Origin of the sequence: Marivivens marinus, assembly GCF_035969385.1 — a bacterium.
In the GTDB taxonomy this organism is placed as follows: domain Bacteria; phylum Pseudomonadota; class Alphaproteobacteria; order Rhodobacterales; family Rhodobacteraceae; genus SELP01.
Genome location: NZ_JAYKKJ010000001.1, coordinates 80,643 through 95,963 on the forward strand (window position 1 = coordinate 80,643; position 15,321 = coordinate 95,963).

16 protein-coding genes are annotated in these 15,321 nt (G+C 63.9%); 9 read left to right on the top strand and 7 right to left on the bottom strand.

What is annotated here, in order from left to right; genetic code table 11:
* Position 1: 1 nt before the first annotated feature.
* Entirely contained in the window at positions 2-805 is an 804-nt protein-coding gene (locus U3648_RS00415) for an SDR family NAD(P)-dependent oxidoreductase (protein WP_420857286.1), read from the top strand.
* A gap of 3 nt (positions 806-808) precedes the next feature.
* On the opposite strand, the gene U3648_RS00420 is transcribed toward U3648_RS00415, so the two are convergent.
* Positions 809-2,140 (bottom strand): CoA transferase, encoded by a 1,332-nt coding sequence (locus U3648_RS00420; protein WP_420857287.1) that lies wholly within the window; start codon positions 2,138-2,140, stop codon positions 809-811.
* A gap of 75 nt (positions 2,141-2,215) precedes the next feature.
* Here U3648_RS00420 and mnmH point away from each other — a divergent pair, with 75 nt between their 5' ends.
* Positions 2,216-3,268 carry a tRNA 2-selenouridine(34) synthase MnmH gene (gene mnmH, locus U3648_RS00425; RefSeq protein WP_420857288.1) on the top strand — a complete coding sequence of 351 codons (1,053 nt, stop codon included), beginning with the start codon at positions 2,216-2,218 and terminating at the stop codon, positions 3,266-3,268.
* Here the strand turns inward: mnmH and selD are convergent.
* From selD to U3648_RS00450, 5 genes are all read right to left on the bottom strand, one after another.
* Complete coding sequence (gene selD, locus U3648_RS00430) at positions 3,255-5,417, bottom strand: selenide, water dikinase SelD (protein WP_420857683.1); 2,163 nt, start codon at positions 5,415-5,417, stop codon at positions 3,255-3,257. The two genes, mnmH and selD, sit on opposite strands and share 14 nt — an antisense overlap.
* A gap of 63 nt (positions 5,418-5,480) precedes the next feature.
* Complete coding sequence (locus U3648_RS00435; protein ID WP_420857289.1) at positions 5,481-7,865, bottom strand: ABC transporter permease; 2,385 nt, start codon at positions 7,863-7,865, stop codon at positions 5,481-5,483.
* Positions 7,862-8,512, bottom strand: a complete 651-nt coding sequence (locus tag U3648_RS00440) for an ABC transporter ATP-binding protein (protein ID WP_420857290.1) — start codon at positions 8,510-8,512, stop codon at positions 7,862-7,864. Before U3648_RS00440 ends, U3648_RS00435 begins: the two co-directional genes overlap by 4 nt.
* Before the next feature lie 26 nt (positions 8,513-8,538).
* Complete coding sequence (locus U3648_RS00445) at positions 8,539-8,808, bottom strand: hypothetical protein (RefSeq protein ID WP_420857291.1); 270 nt, start codon at positions 8,806-8,808, stop codon at positions 8,539-8,541.
* Positions 8,805-8,933 (bottom strand): hypothetical protein, encoded by a 129-nt coding sequence (locus U3648_RS00450; RefSeq protein WP_420857292.1) that lies wholly within the window; start codon positions 8,931-8,933, stop codon positions 8,805-8,807. Before U3648_RS00450 ends, U3648_RS00445 begins: the two co-directional genes overlap by 4 nt.
* Positions 8,934-9,102: 169 nt before the next feature.
* Between U3648_RS00450 and U3648_RS00455 the strand changes: the two genes are divergently transcribed.
* On the top strand, positions 9,103-9,273 hold the full coding sequence (locus tag U3648_RS00455) for a hypothetical protein (RefSeq protein WP_420857293.1): 171 nt from the start codon (positions 9,103-9,105) through the stop codon (positions 9,271-9,273).
* A gap of 75 nt (positions 9,274-9,348) precedes the next feature.
* Here U3648_RS00455 and U3648_RS00460 read toward each other — a convergent pair whose 3' ends face one another.
* Complete coding sequence (locus U3648_RS00460) at positions 9,349-9,918, bottom strand: LabA-like NYN domain-containing protein (RefSeq protein WP_420857294.1); 570 nt, start codon at positions 9,916-9,918, stop codon at positions 9,349-9,351.
* A 97-nt stretch (positions 9,919-10,015) separates the two neighbouring features.
* On the opposite strand from U3648_RS00460, the gene folK reads away from it, so the two are divergent.
* The 6 genes from folK to U3648_RS00490 all read left to right on the top strand — a co-directional run bounded on the left by folK (position 10,016) and on the right by U3648_RS00490 (position 15,312).
* Positions 10,016-10,603 (top strand): 2-amino-4-hydroxy-6-hydroxymethyldihydropteridine diphosphokinase, encoded by a 588-nt coding sequence (gene folK / locus U3648_RS00465; RefSeq protein WP_420857295.1) that lies wholly within the window; start codon positions 10,016-10,018, stop codon positions 10,601-10,603.
* A gap of 107 nt (positions 10,604-10,710) precedes the next feature.
* Positions 10,711-11,064 (top strand): DNA-directed RNA polymerase subunit omega, encoded by a 354-nt coding sequence (gene rpoZ, locus U3648_RS00470; protein WP_420857296.1) that lies wholly within the window; start codon positions 10,711-10,713, stop codon positions 11,062-11,064.
* Between the two features lie 33 nt (positions 11,065-11,097).
* On the top strand, positions 11,098-13,254 hold the full coding sequence (locus U3648_RS00475; RefSeq protein ID WP_420857297.1) for a RelA/SpoT family protein: 2,157 nt from the start codon (positions 11,098-11,100) through the stop codon (positions 13,252-13,254).
* 20 nt (positions 13,255-13,274) lie between these two features.
* Positions 13,275-13,931 carry a DUF2062 domain-containing protein gene (locus U3648_RS00480; RefSeq protein WP_420857298.1) on the top strand — a complete coding sequence of 219 codons (657 nt, stop codon included), beginning with the start codon at positions 13,275-13,277 and terminating at the stop codon, positions 13,929-13,931.
* A 32-nt stretch (positions 13,932-13,963) separates the two neighbouring features.
* A complete protein-coding gene (locus U3648_RS00485) occupies positions 13,964-14,713 on the top strand; it encodes a pyridoxine 5'-phosphate synthase (protein ID WP_420857299.1) in 750 nt (249 codons plus the stop codon).
* A complete protein-coding gene (locus tag U3648_RS00490) occupies positions 14,710-15,312 on the top strand; it encodes a LysE family translocator (RefSeq protein ID WP_420857300.1) in 603 nt (200 codons plus the stop codon). Before U3648_RS00485 ends, U3648_RS00490 begins: the two co-directional genes overlap by 4 nt.
* Positions 15,313-15,321 lie beyond the last annotated feature (9 nt).

The window sequence follows — 15,321 nt, forward strand, 5'->3', positions numbered from 1 at the left end:
CATGTCCTTTTCCATCGCAGGCAAGACCGCAATCGTCACCGGCGCGGCCAATGGGGTCGGGCTCGCCATCGGGCGGCAGTTCGTAGAAGAGGGCGCGAATGTCGTCTTCTGCGACATGGACGAAGCGCGACTGGAGAAGGAGCTTTCGGGCGAGGTGACAGAGGACGGGCAGGTCAGGATTTTCGCGGGCGATCTGCGCAAGAAGCTGACCATCGCGAACCTGCTGTCGGCCACCGTTGATGCCTTCGAAAAGGTGGATATCCTTGTGAATGCCTCCCGGCAGGTCGAAACCTCCGACCCGCTGAACCCGGACGACGATTCCGTCATGGCGCTTCTGGAACAGAACATGCTGACGTCGCTGCGGCTGACGCAGGCCGTGGCAAAGCGGATGATCAAGCAGGCCGAGGGGCAGGACGAGGGCTGCGTCGGGTCGATCGTCAACCTGTCGTCCATTGCCTCGCGCCGGGCCCATCCGGAACTTCTTGGCTATTCCATTTCAACGGCGGCGCTGGACCAGATGACCCGCTCCATGGCCGTGGCGCTGGCCCCCAAACGGATCCGGGTGAATGCCGTGGCCTTCGGATCGGTGATGAGTGCGAGCCTCAAAGGGGCGCTGAAAGCGCACGAGGGATTCCGGTCCGAGATCATCGACCACACGCCCCTTTCCCGCATCGCTGGCCCGGGAGAGGTCTGCGATGCCGTGCAATACCTTGCGTCGGACGCCAGCGCCTTTGTGACGGGGCAGGTGATTACTGTGGACGGCGGGCGCACCCTGATCGACCCGGTTGCGGTCGGGGCGCACTGACCCCTACCAACTTGCCGCGACCGACCCAAGCGCCGATGCCGGGCGATCCCATTTCATCGGCGCCCCTTCGATGGTCAGGGCAGGGCGCAGCCTGAAGGCCGCCCCCCATGGCGTGTATTCCGTTTCAGGTGACAGGTCGGCCTGTTCGGGCCGTTTGTCCAGCGTTCCGATCCGATCCTGCCGATAGGGTTTGAGAAGCTCCGCCGTTCGGGCAAGCGACAGGCGCGCGGTTCCGATCCCCTTCCCCCGGGCGGCACGGTCCAGAAGACGCACGGCCGCCGCTGCCATCAGGTATCCGGTCGCATGGTCCAATGCCTGAACGGGCAGCGGAGTGGGTTTGGTCGACGCCGCCCAGACCCTGCCCGTGTCGGCGATCCCGCAGCTCATCTGGACAAGGCTGTCGAACCCGCGCCGTCCTGCCCACGGGCCGGTCCAGCCATAGGCATCCAGCGTGACCTCGATCAGGCCGGGGTTAATGTCCCGGCGGGTCGCTTCGTCATATCCAAGCCCCGCCAGAGCACCGGGGCGATAGCCATGGATCAGGATGTCGGCCTCGGCCAGTAAGGCCTCGAACGGGCCCCGGTCGGTCAGGTGCCGCAGGTCGAGCCGGGCGCAGCGCTTGCCAAGGGTGATGTCGGGCACGAGGTTCGGTTCGTCCCAACCCGGAGGATCAATACGCAGGACCTCTGCCCCATATCCGGCAAGGGTCCGGGTCGAAACCGGCCCCGCAAGAACCCTTGTCAGGTCCAGCACCTTCAACCCCGAAAGCGGACGGTCGGGCCGCATATCCCAAGATTTCGCCGGGCCAGACCAGTTCGACCATTGGATCAGCGGTTCGGCGGCGACCGCGGCCCCTTGGGGGTGCGCCGCCCATTCCGCCTCTGACCGCATCATGGCCGCAACGCCACCTTCGGCCACAATGGAGGTTTCCACCTCGTCCGCGCCCCAGGACCTGATCGCGCGCTGCACCGCATCGAGGTCTGGTTCGCAGCCCAGGACGCGCAGCGCGGCCGCCTTGTGGTGCGGCAGGTTCGTGTGCAGGCGGACCCATCCGTCGCGGGTTTCATAGACCCCTGCAAGGGCGTCCCAGACCGGCGGCAGTTCCCAGCCAAAGGGGTGGATGGACTGCGCATACCAAAGCGAGGCGAGCCGTCGATCGACCGTCACATTCGGACGGGACTTATCCTGCCCGATCAGCCCGGCAAGGGAAGCCCCAAGATATCCGTAGGCCGCTGTCGCAAGATCGGTGACCGCGAAGGCGGACGGGAAGTCGCCGGTGCCGGTGATGTCAAACCCGCCCTCGGGCAGGTCAAGAGATTCGGCGATTTCTTTCATTCTTGAACTTTCGCCGCGTTTCGCGGGCCGCGCAATACTCTTCACTCTGCTTCAACAAGCGGTTAGATCACTGGAATGCCCCAAGAATTCGACTCTCTGTCTGACTTGCTGAACCATGGCTTTGACACGGTGATCGACGTTCGGTCGCCTGCTGAATATGTCGAGGACCATGTGCCGGGCGCTGTCTCCATGCCCGCCCTGTCGAACGCGGAACGCGCCCACATCGGCACGATCTACAAGCAGGTTAGCCCGTTCGAGGCGAAGAAGGCCGGGGCGGTTCTGGTTGCCCGCAATGCGGCAACGGCGATCGAGACGCAGATGCAGGACAAGGATGGCGGCTGGCGTCCACTGGTCTATTGCTGGCGCGGCGGGCAACGCTCTGGCAGCTTCTCGACCATTCTGGCGCAGATCGGATGGCGGACCGATACGATCAAGGGCGGGTATCAGACCTATCGCAGGCTTGTTTATCGGGCGGTCTATGAGGAACGGGTTCCGCATCGTGTCATTTTGCTGGATGGGCTGACCGGCACCGCGAAGACCGACATCCTCAACCGCCTGCCGAACCTTGGGATTCAGATCGTCGATCTTGAAGGGTTGGCCAACCACCGGGGGTCACTGATCGGAGCGCTGGAGGGTGGCCAGCCCAGCCAGAAGGCGTTCGAGGGGGCGATTGCCTGTGCGCTTGCGCGTCTGGACCCGGACCGTCCCGTGGTGATGGAGGCCGAGAGCAGCAAGATCGGCCGCCGGATCATCCCACCCACGGTCTGGGAGGCGATGTGTGCCGCTCCCCGGATCGAGGTCCGGTCCCCCGTCCCATCGCGGGTTGAATATCTATGCCGGGCCTACGCCGACGCGGCGGCGGATACGGATTGGCTCAAGGCGCGGTTTCAGCCGATCCGCCATCACCGGGGACACGATCTTGTCGACCGGTGGGAGGCGCTGTTGCAGGCGGGGGATATGCCGGAACTGGCACGGTCCCTGATCGTGGATCACTACGACCCGTCCTATACGAAGTCCCGCGCGGCCCATGACCCCGTGGTGATCGGGACGGTGGACGTGCCCCGTCTGGACGACGCCGGGCAGGACGCGGCGGCCCGCAACGTTGCCGAGATTGTCAGATCACTGTGATCCGGCCCGGCTGGTCGATGATCCGCCCGATACGCGCCGCCGGGTAGCCAGCCAGCCAGAGCTTACCCAAGGTCTCATCAACCCGGCTTGGGTCCACGGCGGCCAAAAGCCCGCCCGCTGTTTGCGGATCGAACAACAGGTCGCCCTTCGGCCCGTTCGCGCCAAACACCGGCCCCGCCCCGTCGCGGTTGTCGGCGTAAAGTGTGGACCTGACCCCGGCCTCGGCCAAGTCCTCGGCACCATCCATGAACGGGACAGCGGCAATGTCGATTTCCGCCCCTGTTCCCGATGCCTCGCATATCCCGGCCAGATGGCCCGCCAGCCCAAAGCCCGTCACATCGGTCATGGCATGGGCCACGTCCCGCAGCACGCGCGACGCAACCGCCTGCGGACGTTCCATCAGGGCAAAGGCCGCCGCCACGTCCTGACCCCGCGCCTTGCGCTGCATTTCGGCGGCCATGATCGTGCCCGACCCGATCGGTTTGGTCAGGATCAGCGCATCCCCGGGCTTTGCGCCCGCAAGGGTGATTGGCACCCCAGGGCATATCCCGGTGACGGTAAATCCGATGGTCAGCTCGTCCCCCAGCGAAGAATGCCCGCCCACGATCACCGCCCCGGCGGCGTCGATCACATCCTGCGCGGCGGCCATGATTTCGGCCATGGTCCGGCGCTGCAGGGCCGCGGACATGCGCGGCAGGATGATCGAGGCTGTGACGGCCTGCGGATCGGCCCCCATCGCCCAGCAGTCGCCAAGCGCGTGAATTGCCGCAATCCGGGCCATGAGGACCGGGTCGTGGGTAAAAGCGCGCAGGTGATCGGTGGTCATGATCTGGCGCAACCCACCGGTAATCAGGACAGCCGCATCGTCGCCCGGCAGGCTTTCGACATCATCGCGCGGGGTGGTTGGCAACTCTGCCAACACATCGCGCAGGGCCCCCCGACCCACCTTGGCGCCGCATCCGCCGCACATCGGTTTGTCGCCCAGTGCCTCGCGTACCCCTTCTGCCATGGTTAGCGGCAGGTCCGGGCCGGGCATGTCCGGCAAGTCCTTGAATTGGGACATGAAGGTCCGGTCGATCCGGTCCTTCCAGCGCCACAAAAGCCCCCCCTTCGCCGCAGTGCCCAGTTTTTCGGCCAGCGCCCTTTTGCCGCCAAGCGAGATCAGCTTCAGATAGTCCTTCTGCGGCGCGAAATGCTCCATCTCGCCGCCCGACAGGGCCGCACGCAGGTTGTCGAACAGGACCGGGGCCTGCCGCACCGCGAAGACCCCGGCCTTGGGGCGGGGGGCAAACCCCATATGGGCGCAATCGCCCGCCGCGAAAATTGCCGGGTCGCTGGTCCGCAGCGTGTCGTCGATGGTCAAATAGCCGCCCTCGTGCGCCAGTCCGATTTCTGAGACCCAGTTATGGGGCCGCGCCCCCGCTGCCCCGGTCGTGAAGGCAGAGGGGATGCGTCGTCCGTCCCCAAGGATGACCTCTGCCTCGGTGACACGTGCAACTTGGGCGTTCTCGATGACCTCGACGCCGGTGTCCGCCAGCGCCCGCAACAGATGGCCTCGCGCGGTCCTGTTGAACCCCTTCATCACCGGGCCGCTGTCGATCAGTGTGATCTTCGCGCTTTTGCCACGCTCGGACAGGGCAAAGGCCATTGCCATGGACAATTCGGCCCCGGCCACACCGCCGCCGATCACCGCGACATCCCCTGCGTCCAGGGCATCCCGAAACGTGGCCCAGCGGCGGGCAAAGCTGTCCAGCGGTTTGGCGGGAATGCCGTTGTCCGCGAACCCGGGCAGGTCAGGCATCCGCGTGTTGATCCCCACATCGACCGAGGCCACGTCATAGGCAATCGGCGGGCGGCCCGGCACCGTGATGGTCTTCTTGTCCGGATCGATCCTGGTCACCTCGCCCAAGATCACCCGTGCCCCTGCGAACCGCGCGAGTTGCACAAGGTCGATATCCAGATCGTTCTTGGAATAGTGACCGGCGACGAAACCGGGCAACATTCCCGAATAGGGCGCGGTCGGGGCCGGGTTGATCACCGTCAGCCGCACCCCGGCCAAGGGCTTCATCCCCCACATCCGCAGGACAAGCGCGTGGGTGTGCCCACCGCCAACAAGAACAAGATCACGGGTCAGGGGAAGCTGCATCATCATGGCGGCAGATAAGCAGAACCCTTGACCCTGTTCCAGTGACCGGTGGTCACAGGCCCGGCATCAGCGTTCCGCCGCGAAGACGCGCAACAATCGGTCCGGCGGGATTCGCGACAGGCGGATCGCGGGCCACCCCGCCGCCAGCGCGGCCGCAAGGATCGCCTCGACCCCAAGTAGGGCATAGTCCGCCGGGAACAGGAACATCGGCAGCCGCCAGCCGAAAGCCGCAACATTGACAATGGCCAGAAGCGCCCAGGCAAGAACCAGCCCCAGCGGAATCGCCAGAACGGCGGTCAGCCCGGCAAGCAGAACAGCCCGCACCAGTTCCAGCTGCCCAAGCCGTGCGCGGGTCAGGCCCATGGCCCAGACCGGTGCCAGTTGCGGAAGCCGCATGGCGCCCAATGTCAGAAGGCTCATCAGGATTGCAAAGCCCGCGACGCCAAGGGTCAGGACGTTTAGCGCGCCGGTCACTGCGAAGGTCCGTTCAAAGACCTGTAGCGATATTGCTTTGATCCCGGCTTGATCAACGATGCCGTCCGGGGACAGCCCGAACCTATCCTGAATATCGGTGATCATCGCGGGCACCGTTGAAGGGTCGGTGCGAACGGCAAAGCGGCGCGGCACTTCGTTCGGGTAGGCGGCAGCCCACAGGGGTTCCGCGATCATTGCCTGACCGATGGGGTTGCCGTAGTCGCCGAAGATGCCGACGACGGGCAGGTCGCGCCCTGCAAGCTGCAACACATCCCCAATGCCAATTTCGCCCCGCCGGGACAGCTGTTCGTTGATCAGAACGCCGCGCCCCTCGAACATCGTGTCCCATGCCTTTGCGTCCCCCTGCAACAGGCGCCAGTTGTCGGGGTAGAGCGAATCGGGGCGCGTTCCATAAAGGTCGGTTGGCAGGCCGCGGACCGCGACCTCGACCGATTGGACGGGCAAGACGGCGTTCGCCCGGTCGGTCAACCAGTGTTCCAACCCCGGCACCCCGTTCGTATCGACGTAAAGCTCTGCCGCGAGCCGCTGATCCAGAAAGCCGATGAAGGTCAGGCGGAACGACGAGACCATCGTTGACACACCGACATTCGCGGCCATGGCCAGAAGCAGCGCCATCAGGGCCAGTGACAGGCCCGGCAGCTGCTGGCGGCTGTCGGCCCAGAACCATTGCGCCACCGGGCTACGGGCGTTGTTTTCACCCAGCCGCAGCACGGTTGACAGGATCGCGGGCAGGATCGCCGCCGCCCCGAGAAGAACCGCCCCGACCAGAGCGAACCCGGCAACAAGCGACGTGCCCCACAGCGCCAGCACGGCGGCCCCGGTCAGTGCGAGGAGGCCAAGGATCGTCTGGAACGTCTGGCCCTTTCCGTGTCCCATCACCCAGGCGCGCGGACGCGCCGCCGCAAGGATCGGCAGCCGTGCAATCCTGATCAGCGCGCCGGCACCGGCCACGCCCACACCCGCGATCGACATGGCAAGACCCGCAGCGATCCAGCCGGGGCGTAGGGTCAGTTCTCCGTTGATGGACGCGCCATATAGCCCCCGCAAGCTGGATGCGACATCTGGCAGAAGCGCCCCGGCAATCAGGTGCCCAAGGACAAGCCCAAGGGCCCCGCCACCAAGGGCGAAGACAAACAGTTCACACCCAAGGGCAGTCAGCAGACTGCGCAAAGGGACCCCTAATGCCCGCAAAGTCCGCACGATCGGCCGGCGCTGTTCAATGGCCAGCCCGACGGTCCCATGCACGATGAACAGTCCCACGACGAAGGACAGCGCGCCAAAGGCCGTAAGGTTCAGGTGAAAGCTGTCGGTCAGCCGTGACAGGTCGGTTCCGCCACCGGCCGCCACGCGTGACAGCCCCGGCGCGATCTCGGCCAGAGGAGGCAGGCCGTCCTGCTGGTCCCGGTCCAGCAGAAGAAAATCGATATGTCCCGGTGGTCGGTCCAGAAGCCGCTGGGCAACGCCGATCTGGGTAATGACGGTCCCTGGCGCAATGTCCTCCACCGCGACCGGTTCGGGCGGCACTGGTCCCAGCCGGTCCAATGCATCACGTCGGCCGAAGACCTGCCCGGCGCCGTTTCGAAACGCGTCCGCATCCGCGCGGTCCGCGAGGTCGATCTGACCGACGCCCGTCGGCACGGTATTGGGATCAAGGCCCAGAACGCGCACCCCGTTCAGGCGCCCTTCGGCAACCGGGCTGACCCGCCACCCCGCCATACGCAGGGCAAGATGATCCGCCTGCGTGACCGCGCCGCCATCTGCGGGAAGCAGCCGATCCAACTGCCCCTCCAGAAGGGTCTGCGCGGCCGCGTCATAGCTGGCCCGCGCCTCGCCGTTGATAGCCTGAACACCGGACCAAAGCGCGGTCGCCAGGGCAAGCCCCGCAAGAAGGGAGATGAACTGCAACGGGGCGCGCCGCCAATGCGACAGGATCGCGGACAGGACCGCGAAGATCATGCGATACGCCCGCCCGACAGGTGGAGGCGGCGCGACAGCCGGGCGGCCAGCTTGTCGGAATGGGTGACCATCAACAGGCCCGCGCCGCTGTCGGAAATAGCCTCGAGCATGAGGTCCATGACGCTGTCGGCGGTCGCCTCGTCAAGGTTGCCTGTTGGTTCATCGGCAAGGATCAGGCGGGGATCGGCGGCAAGGGCGCGGGCAATGGCGACCCGTTGCTGTTGCCCGCCAGACAGGTCCTCCGGGTACTTGTCCAACTGGGCACCTAGCCCCATCCGGGCGGCAAGATGCGCAACCGGCGCTATCCGGCCCGCCAGCCGCGCCTGAAAGCCGATATTGGCGGCGACCGTCATCGAGGGGATCAGGTTGAACTGCTGAAAGACGATGCCGATTGTCGTGCGCCGCAAGGCCGCGCGCCCGTCGTCTCCCAGCCCGGAAATATCCTTGCCCTCAATCGTGATAGAGCCGCCGCTGGGCGCGTCCAATCCCCCAACCAGATGTAAGATCGTGCTTTTCCCGCTGCCGGACTCGCCTGTCAGGGCCACGGTTTCCCCGGCCGCAAGGTCAAAAGAGACGCCCTGCAACACGGGCACCGGGCCTTCCGCACCAACAAAGGACTTTGCAAGGGATTCAATCGACAAAAGCATGGCCGATTGATTGCAGGACAAGGCGGTCAAGGCAACACGGGTGCGCGCGTCAATGTGAACAGGGCCGAAACGCTGATCAGCAGGATTGTCAGAATTAGCAGGGCAAGGTGCCATCCCCGTTCTTCCGGGTCTGCCAGCCATTCGCGGGTGACCCGGACAAAGCTGAAGGGGCCGGGGAACATGGCGCCGGTCCGGTCCATCGCCCGCCGCCGCAGGTGAAACAGAATTCTGAACGCCAGACCGGCCCAAAGGGCAAAGACGACCCCTTGCAGGATCAGAAGCAGCGGAACGGTCATGACAAAAGCCCCGCAAGTGGCGCTGCAAGCCCCGGCACGACAACGCCGACCGCATAAAAGCGGGCGCTCACCCGTATGAACCGGCAGGTCAGTCTGATGGCGCTTTCGCCCCAGTCCCCACGCATCCCAAGCCCCCCTTTGGCCTGAATACAGTGGCAGCCCTCACTCAAAGGTCAAGTCTGTCGGGTTTGAGTGAAATGCCAGCAAAGGTCCCGTCGCCAATTAACGGTTTGGAAATGACCCGCCGCGCAGGTTGTCGGACACGGGGGTGCAACAGGTGAAAAGGGTGAGAGTATGAAGACAACAACGATGATCGACGGTGTGAAGGTGATCAAGCTTTCGGAAACACATGCCAGTGAACACGGCCGGCCCAGCGACTCCCTCGCGATGTTCCATATCTGGACGCTGCTGACCGGGGCCGAAACCCTGCGTGATCTGACCGTCAGCAACCGGGCGCTGCGCTAGCTGTCGGACCACAGGCCCAAGCAAAAGGCCCGATCCGCGAGGGACCGGGCCTTTCTTGTCACTTGGTCTGCGCCATCAGCTTTCGGCGTAGGCTTCCTGGTTCTCCGGGCGGGGTTCGCGCGGTGGCCGCCCGACCACATCGCGCAGTTCGTCAAGTTCGATGAAATTATCCGCCTGTCGGCGCAGTTCGTCGGCGATCATGGGCGGTTGGCTGCGCACGGTCGATACGACGGAAACCCGGACACCTTTGCGTTGCACGGCCTCAATCAGCGGGCGGAAATCGCCATCGCCAGAGAACAGGACGATGTGATCGACATGCGGCGCGATCTCCATAGCATCGACTGTCAGTTCGATATCCATGTTTCCCTTGACCTTCCGGCGGCCCATGCTGTCGGTGTATTCCTTGGCCGGTTTGGTCACCATGGAGAACCCGTTGTAGTGCAGCCAATCGACCAGCGGCCGAATCGGGGAATACTCGTCATTTTCCAAAAGCGCCGTGTAGTAGAACGCGCGGAGGAGTTTGCCCCGGCGCATGAACTCCTGACGCAAGAGTTTGTAGTCGATATCGAACCCAAGAGCCTTTGCAGCGGCGTAAAGGTTCGACCCGTCTATAAACAGAGCGATACGCTCATCACGATAAAACATAAATCAGTCCTTCAGAAATCTGCCCTGCCCGTTGTCCGTGAGTGTGGTTTGTGAAAGGGGTGGACAAGGCTGTCGGCCAATTTAGGGAAACATTTCATTGCTGCAAGGTTTGCAAGGCTGCACAAAAGGCCAAAATCCGCTGATTGCTCTGGGCGGGAACGTTACGTCACTTGGTCGTAACCCGGCGGACCGGCTGCAACTGGCGATCGATCAGGTGGCCGAAACCATCGGCCCGGTCCTATGCCAAAGTCCGATCTATCGGACCCCCTGTTTCCCGGTCGGCGCTGGCCCCGACTATGCAAATGCGGTGATCGAGGTGCAGAACGAACTGGCACCGCCCGACCTCTTGGCCCGCCTGCACGCGATCGAGGCCGACCATGGACGAGAGCGTGTACAGCGGTGGGGCGAACGCACGCTCGACCTTGACCTCTTGGCCTGCGGTGACCGGATATACCCGGACTTGGCGACCTGGACCCATTGGGTGACGCTGCCGCTTGATCTTCAGAAGACACGGGCGCCGGATGGCCTTGTTCTGCCGCATCCGCGCATTCAGGACCGGGCCTTTGTCCTTGTTCCGCTGTGTGATGTGGCCCCCGATTGGGTGCATCCCGCCCTGGGCCAAACTGCACGCGCCCTGTGCGATGCGCTGCCCGCCGGTCAGCGGGCCGAAGTGGTTCCCTATTGATCCCGCAACCGTTGGGGATTGCGGTACTATCTGCTTGTCATTTCTGGATGCAGCCCTTATGTGGGGGGCTTCCTAGGACCTGCCCGAATGAAGATTGGAGAGCGCTGATGGCCCGCGTTACCGTAGAAGATTGCGTCGACAAGGTTCCGAACCGGTTCGAACTGGTGATGCTTGCCTCGCACCGCGCCCGTGAAATCTCGTCCGGTGCTCCGGTGACCGTGTCCCGCGACAACGACAAGAACCCGGTCGTTGCCCTGCGCGAAATCGCCGATGAAACCCAACTTGCCGACGATCTGCGCGAGCGGATGATCGAATCGCTCCAGACCCAGATCGAGGTGGACGAGCCGGAAGAAGACGCGATGGCGCTTCTGATGGGGGCCGAGGCCGACAAGCCGGTCGAGGACGACATGTCCGAAGAAAAGCTTCTTCGGGCGCTGATGGAAGCACAGGGCCAGCGCTAATCGCGTCCGGCCCGTCCAAGGGCGGTGGCGCCGATGGAGCAAAGCACAAGCGTCGGCGATCTTGTCGCCCTTGTCCGGGCCTATAACCCCAGAACAAACGCGCGTTTGCTGACCGAGGCCTATGCCTTTGGCGAACAGATGCATGATGGGCAGTTCCGCCATTCGGGGGAACCCTATTTCACCCATCCCGTCGCCGTGGCCCGTATTCTGGCCGAACAGCAGATGGACGATGCCACCATCGTCACCGCGCTGCTGCACGACACCATCGAAGACACCAAGGCGTCCTATTCCACGGTCGCGGAAAAGTTCGGTGCCGAAGTGGCCGAGCTGGTGGATGGGGTCACCAAGCTGACCAATCTGCAGCTGTCCTCGACCCAGACCAAGCAGGCGGAAAACTTCCGCAAGCTGTTCATGGCCATGTCCCGCGACATTCGCGCGATGCTGGTCAAGCTGGCCGACCGGTTGCACAACATGCGCACGATCAAATCGATGCGCCCCGACAAGCAGGCCCAGAAGGCCCGCGAGACGATGGAAATCTTCGCCCCCCTTGCTGGCCGCATGGGGATGCAGTGGATGCGCGAAGAGCTGGAGGACCTTGCGTTCTCGGTTCTGAATGCAGAGGCGCGGACCTCGATCATGCGGCGGTTTCTGACCCTGCAAAAGGAATCGGGCGACGTGATCGAAAAGATCACCGCCGATATGCGCATCGAACTGGACCGCGCCAATATCACGGCCGAGGTTTCGGGCCGGGCCAAACGCCCCTATTCGATCTGGCGCAAGATGCAGGAGAAGGATCAGGGGTTTTCCCGCCTGTCCGATATCTACGGGTTCCGCATCATCACCGCGACCGAGGCGGATTGTTATCGGGTTCTGGGCGCGGTCCACCAGCGCTGGCGCGCGGTTCCGGGCCGGTTCAAGGACTACATCAGCCAGCCCAAATCGAACGGCTATCGGTCGATCCACACCACCGTATCAGGCCGCGACGGTAAACGGGTCGAGGTACAGATCCGCACCCGTGAAATGCACGAGGTGGCGGAAACCGGGGTTGCGGCCCATTGGTCCTACAAGAACGGGGAACGGGTCGAAAACCGCTTCGCCGTCGATCCGGTCCACTGGATTTCCTCGCTGACCGAACGGCTGGACGATGAACACGACCACGACGAGTTTCTCGAGGCAGTCAAGCTCGAGATGTATCAGGACCAAGTGTTCTGTTTCACGCCCAAGGGCGATGTGATCAAGCTACCGCGCGGGGCGACGCCCATCGACTTTGCCTATGCGATCCATACCCGGATCGGCCACGCCTGTGTGGGCGCCAAGGTGGACGGCCTGCGGGTGCCGCTGTGGACCCGCCTGAAGAACGGCCAGTCGGTCGATGTGATCACCGCCGAAGGACAGACGCCGCAGGCCACATGGATCGACATCGCCGTGACGGGACGCGCGAAATCCGCCATCCGCCGCGCCCTGCGCGAAGAGGACCGGGAACGCTATGTCAAGCTCGGGGCGGAACTGGCGCGGGTGGCCTTTGAAAACATCGGCAAGAAGTCGACCGAAAAGGCCCTGAGAACCGCCGCCAAGGCGCTGGCGCTGGAAAACGAAAAGGAACTCCTCGCCCGGCTCGGCTCGGCCGAGCTGACCTCGCGCGAGGTGGTGCGGGCCATCTACCCCGATCTTGCCGAAAAGGACGGGGACGAGGTCGAAGCTGCCCGCGCCGTCGTGGGTCTTGCCCACGGGCAGTCGTTTCGCCGCGCCCCCTGTTGCCAGCCAGTGCCGGGGGAGCGGATCATCGGGATCACCTTCCGGGGGCAGGGCGTGGTCGTGCACGCCATCGACTGTCAGGCTCTTGCCGAATACGAGGACCAGCCGGAACGCTGGCTGGACCTGCATTGGCAGGAGGGCACCCACTCCGCACACAACAATGTGACGCTCGATCTGACCATCTCGAACGATGCCGGGGTGCTGGGGCGAATTTGCACATTGATCGGGGAACAAAGCGCCAATATCTCGGACCTTGTCTTCATCGACCGCAAACCGGACTACTACCGGCTTTATCTTGATGTAGACCTGCGTGACGCGGAACACCTGCACAGGGTGATGACGGCGCTTGAGGCGGAAAGTAATGTTTCGTCCATCCGTCGCCTGCGGGATCCGGCACGCTGCATAGCCGCACAGCGGCCCGAAACCGGAGCCTGAGGCGCAAGGAAGGAACGACGTTGGTCTTCAAACGCAGGGATAGGCGGCCACTGTGGAAGGTCGCGGCCGAATTTCTCTATCCCCGCGGCGGCTGGGTCCGGGCGTTCGAATATGTCAAGCACCGGGTCCGCCGGCTGCCCGACACGCCCGAAAAGATCGCGCGCGGGATATGGGCCGGGGTGTTCACCACCTTCACGCCCTTCTTCGGGCTGCATTTCATCATTGCCTTCACGGTCGCAAAAATCATGCGGGGCAATATCCTTGCGGCGCTTCTGGCGACTTTCTTTGGCAACCCGCTGACCTATGTGCCGATTGCCGCGGTGTCGCTGCAAACCGGGCACCTGCTGCTTGGGCGGCGACCGCACGGGCCGATCGAAACCTCGCTTGGGGAAAAATTCGCCGGGGCCTGGGGCGATCTGTGGCACAACATCATGGCTGCCTTCACAGCCGAACGGGCCGACTGGCACGGGCTGCGCCTGTTCTATGACGAGGTGTTCTTTCCCTTCATGGTCGGCGGCATCATTCCGGGCATCGTGGCCGGGTCCGTCGCATATTACCTGTCGGTGCCCCTGATCCGAGCTTATCAGAACCGCAGGAAAAAGGCGCTTCGGGCCAAATTGGGCCAGTTGTCGCGAAGTGCCGAGAATCCCGCTGACGACGGCCCCGGTTCCGGCTAGTCTCAAACTTGATCAAATAGGGAGGGCGACCGATGACGGCGACCGGAAAACTCCGTCTTGGCGTGAACATCGACCACGTGGCGACCGTGCGGAACGCACGCGGCGGGGCCTATCCCGACCCGCTGCGCGCCGCCCAGATCGCCGAGGCCGCCGGCGCGGACGGAATCACCGCCCACCTGCGCGAGGATCGCCGCCATATCACCGACGCCGATATCGACGCGCTGATGGCGGCGCTGACGGTTCCACTGAATTTCGAAATGGCCGCGACCGAGGAGATGCAGAAGATCGCCCTGCGTCACCGCCCCCACGCGGTCTGCATCGTCCCGGAAAAGCGCGAGGAACGGACAACCGAGGGCGGGCTGGAAGTTGCGCGCGAGGAAAACCGCCTTGCCCATTTCATCGCCCCCCTGCGCGAGGCCGGGTGCCGCGTGTCGATCTTTATCGCCGCCGACCGCAAGCAGATCGAAGCCGCGCACCGGATCGGGGCAGAGGTGATCGAATTGCACACCGGTGCCTATTGCGACGCCCATGCCGAGGGCGATTTCGCCGCCCGCGACGCAGAGCTTGAGGCGCTGCGCGACATGGCGGCTTTCGCCCATTCGCTGGGGCTGGAAGTGCACGCGGGCCACGGGCTGACCTATGACACCGTCAAACCCGTCGCCGCCTTTCCAGAGGTGATGGAACTGAACATCGGTCACTTCCTGATCGGCGAGGCGATCTTCCGGGGTCTTGACCCGGCAATCCGCGAGATGCGGGCCCTTATGGAGGAGGCACGGACATGACAGTTTCGGCACTCTTGCTCTTGTGTGTGGGCTGGGCCATCGCCGCTGGTAGCCCCGGCCCCGCAACGCTCGCAATTTCTGGAACCTCCATGGCGCATGGCCGTCGCGCCGGATTGGCGATCGCGTCGGGTGTCCTGACCGGATCGGCGATCTGGGGCATTGCAGCCGCCTTGGGGCTTAGCGCCGTGATGATGGCAAATTCGTGGGTGGCCGAGGTGCTGCGCTATTTCGGGGCTGCATATCTCTTGTTCCTTGCGGTCAGATCCCTGCGCTCCGCAATGCGTCCCAAGTCGCTTGAAGCGACCGCCCGGAAAGACCGGCTTTATCTCAAAGGCGCGCTTATTCATCTGACCAATCCAAAGGCGATCTTTGCCTGGGGTTCCGTCTTTGCGATCGCCGTTCCTGTCGGGGCAAGCCCGGCTGTGATCTGGGAGGTCTATGCCGCCATGATTTCAACCTCCGCCACCGTGTTTCTGGGCTACGCGATCCTGTTTTCCAATCCGGCCATCGCGCGGGGATACAAACGTCTGCGCCGCTGGTTCGAATTCGCCTTTGCCGGGCTGTTTGGCGCCGCATCGGTCAAGGTCTTCGTCGGGTAGGGGTAGATC

Bases quoted from the DNA above. Each gene is read 5' to 3' on its own strand.
- U3648_RS00420 (WP_420857287.1), bottom strand. From the start codon at position 2,140: ATGAAAGAAATCGCCGAATCTCTTGACCTGCCCGAGGGCGGGTTTGAC.
- mnmH (WP_420857288.1), top strand. From the start codon at position 2,216: ATGCCCCAAGAATTCGACTCTCTGTCTGACTTGCTGAACCATGGCTTT.
- U3648_RS00485 (WP_420857299.1), top strand. From the start codon at position 13,964: ATGACGGCGACCGGAAAACTCCGTCTTGGCGTGAACATCGACCACGTG.
- U3648_RS00475 (WP_420857297.1), top strand. From the start codon at position 11,098: ATGGAGCAAAGCACAAGCGTCGGCGATCTTGTCGCCCTTGTCCGGGCC.
- U3648_RS00445 (WP_420857291.1), bottom strand. From the start codon at position 8,808: ATGACCGTTCCGCTGCTTCTGATCCTGCAAGGGGTCGTCTTTGCCCTT.
- U3648_RS00440 (WP_420857290.1), bottom strand. From the start codon at position 8,512: ATGCTTTTGTCGATTGAATCCCTTGCAAAGTCCTTTGTTGGTGCGGAA.
- U3648_RS00490 (WP_420857300.1), top strand. From the start codon at position 14,710: ATGACAGTTTCGGCACTCTTGCTCTTGTGTGTGGGCTGGGCCATCGCC.
- U3648_RS00450 (WP_420857292.1), bottom strand. From the start codon at position 8,933: ATGCGTGGGGACTGGGGCGAAAGCGCCATCAGACTGACCTGCCGGTTC.
- U3648_RS00435 (WP_420857289.1), bottom strand. From the start codon at position 7,865: ATGATCTTCGCGGTCCTGTCCGCGATCCTGTCGCATTGGCGGCGCGCC.
- selD (WP_420857683.1), bottom strand. From the start codon at position 5,417: ATGATGCAGCTTCCCCTGACCCGTGATCTTGTTCTTGTTGGCGGTGGG.
- U3648_RS00415 (WP_420857286.1), top strand. From the start codon at position 2: ATGTCCTTTTCCATCGCAGGCAAGACCGCAATCGTCACCGGCGCGGCC.
- U3648_RS00460 (WP_420857294.1), bottom strand. From the start codon at position 9,918: ATGTTTTATCGTGATGAGCGTATCGCTCTGTTTATAGACGGGTCGAAC.
- U3648_RS00455 (WP_420857293.1), top strand. From the start codon at position 9,103: ATGAAGACAACAACGATGATCGACGGTGTGAAGGTGATCAAGCTTTCG.
- rpoZ (WP_420857296.1), top strand. From the start codon at position 10,711: ATGGCCCGCGTTACCGTAGAAGATTGCGTCGACAAGGTTCCGAACCGG.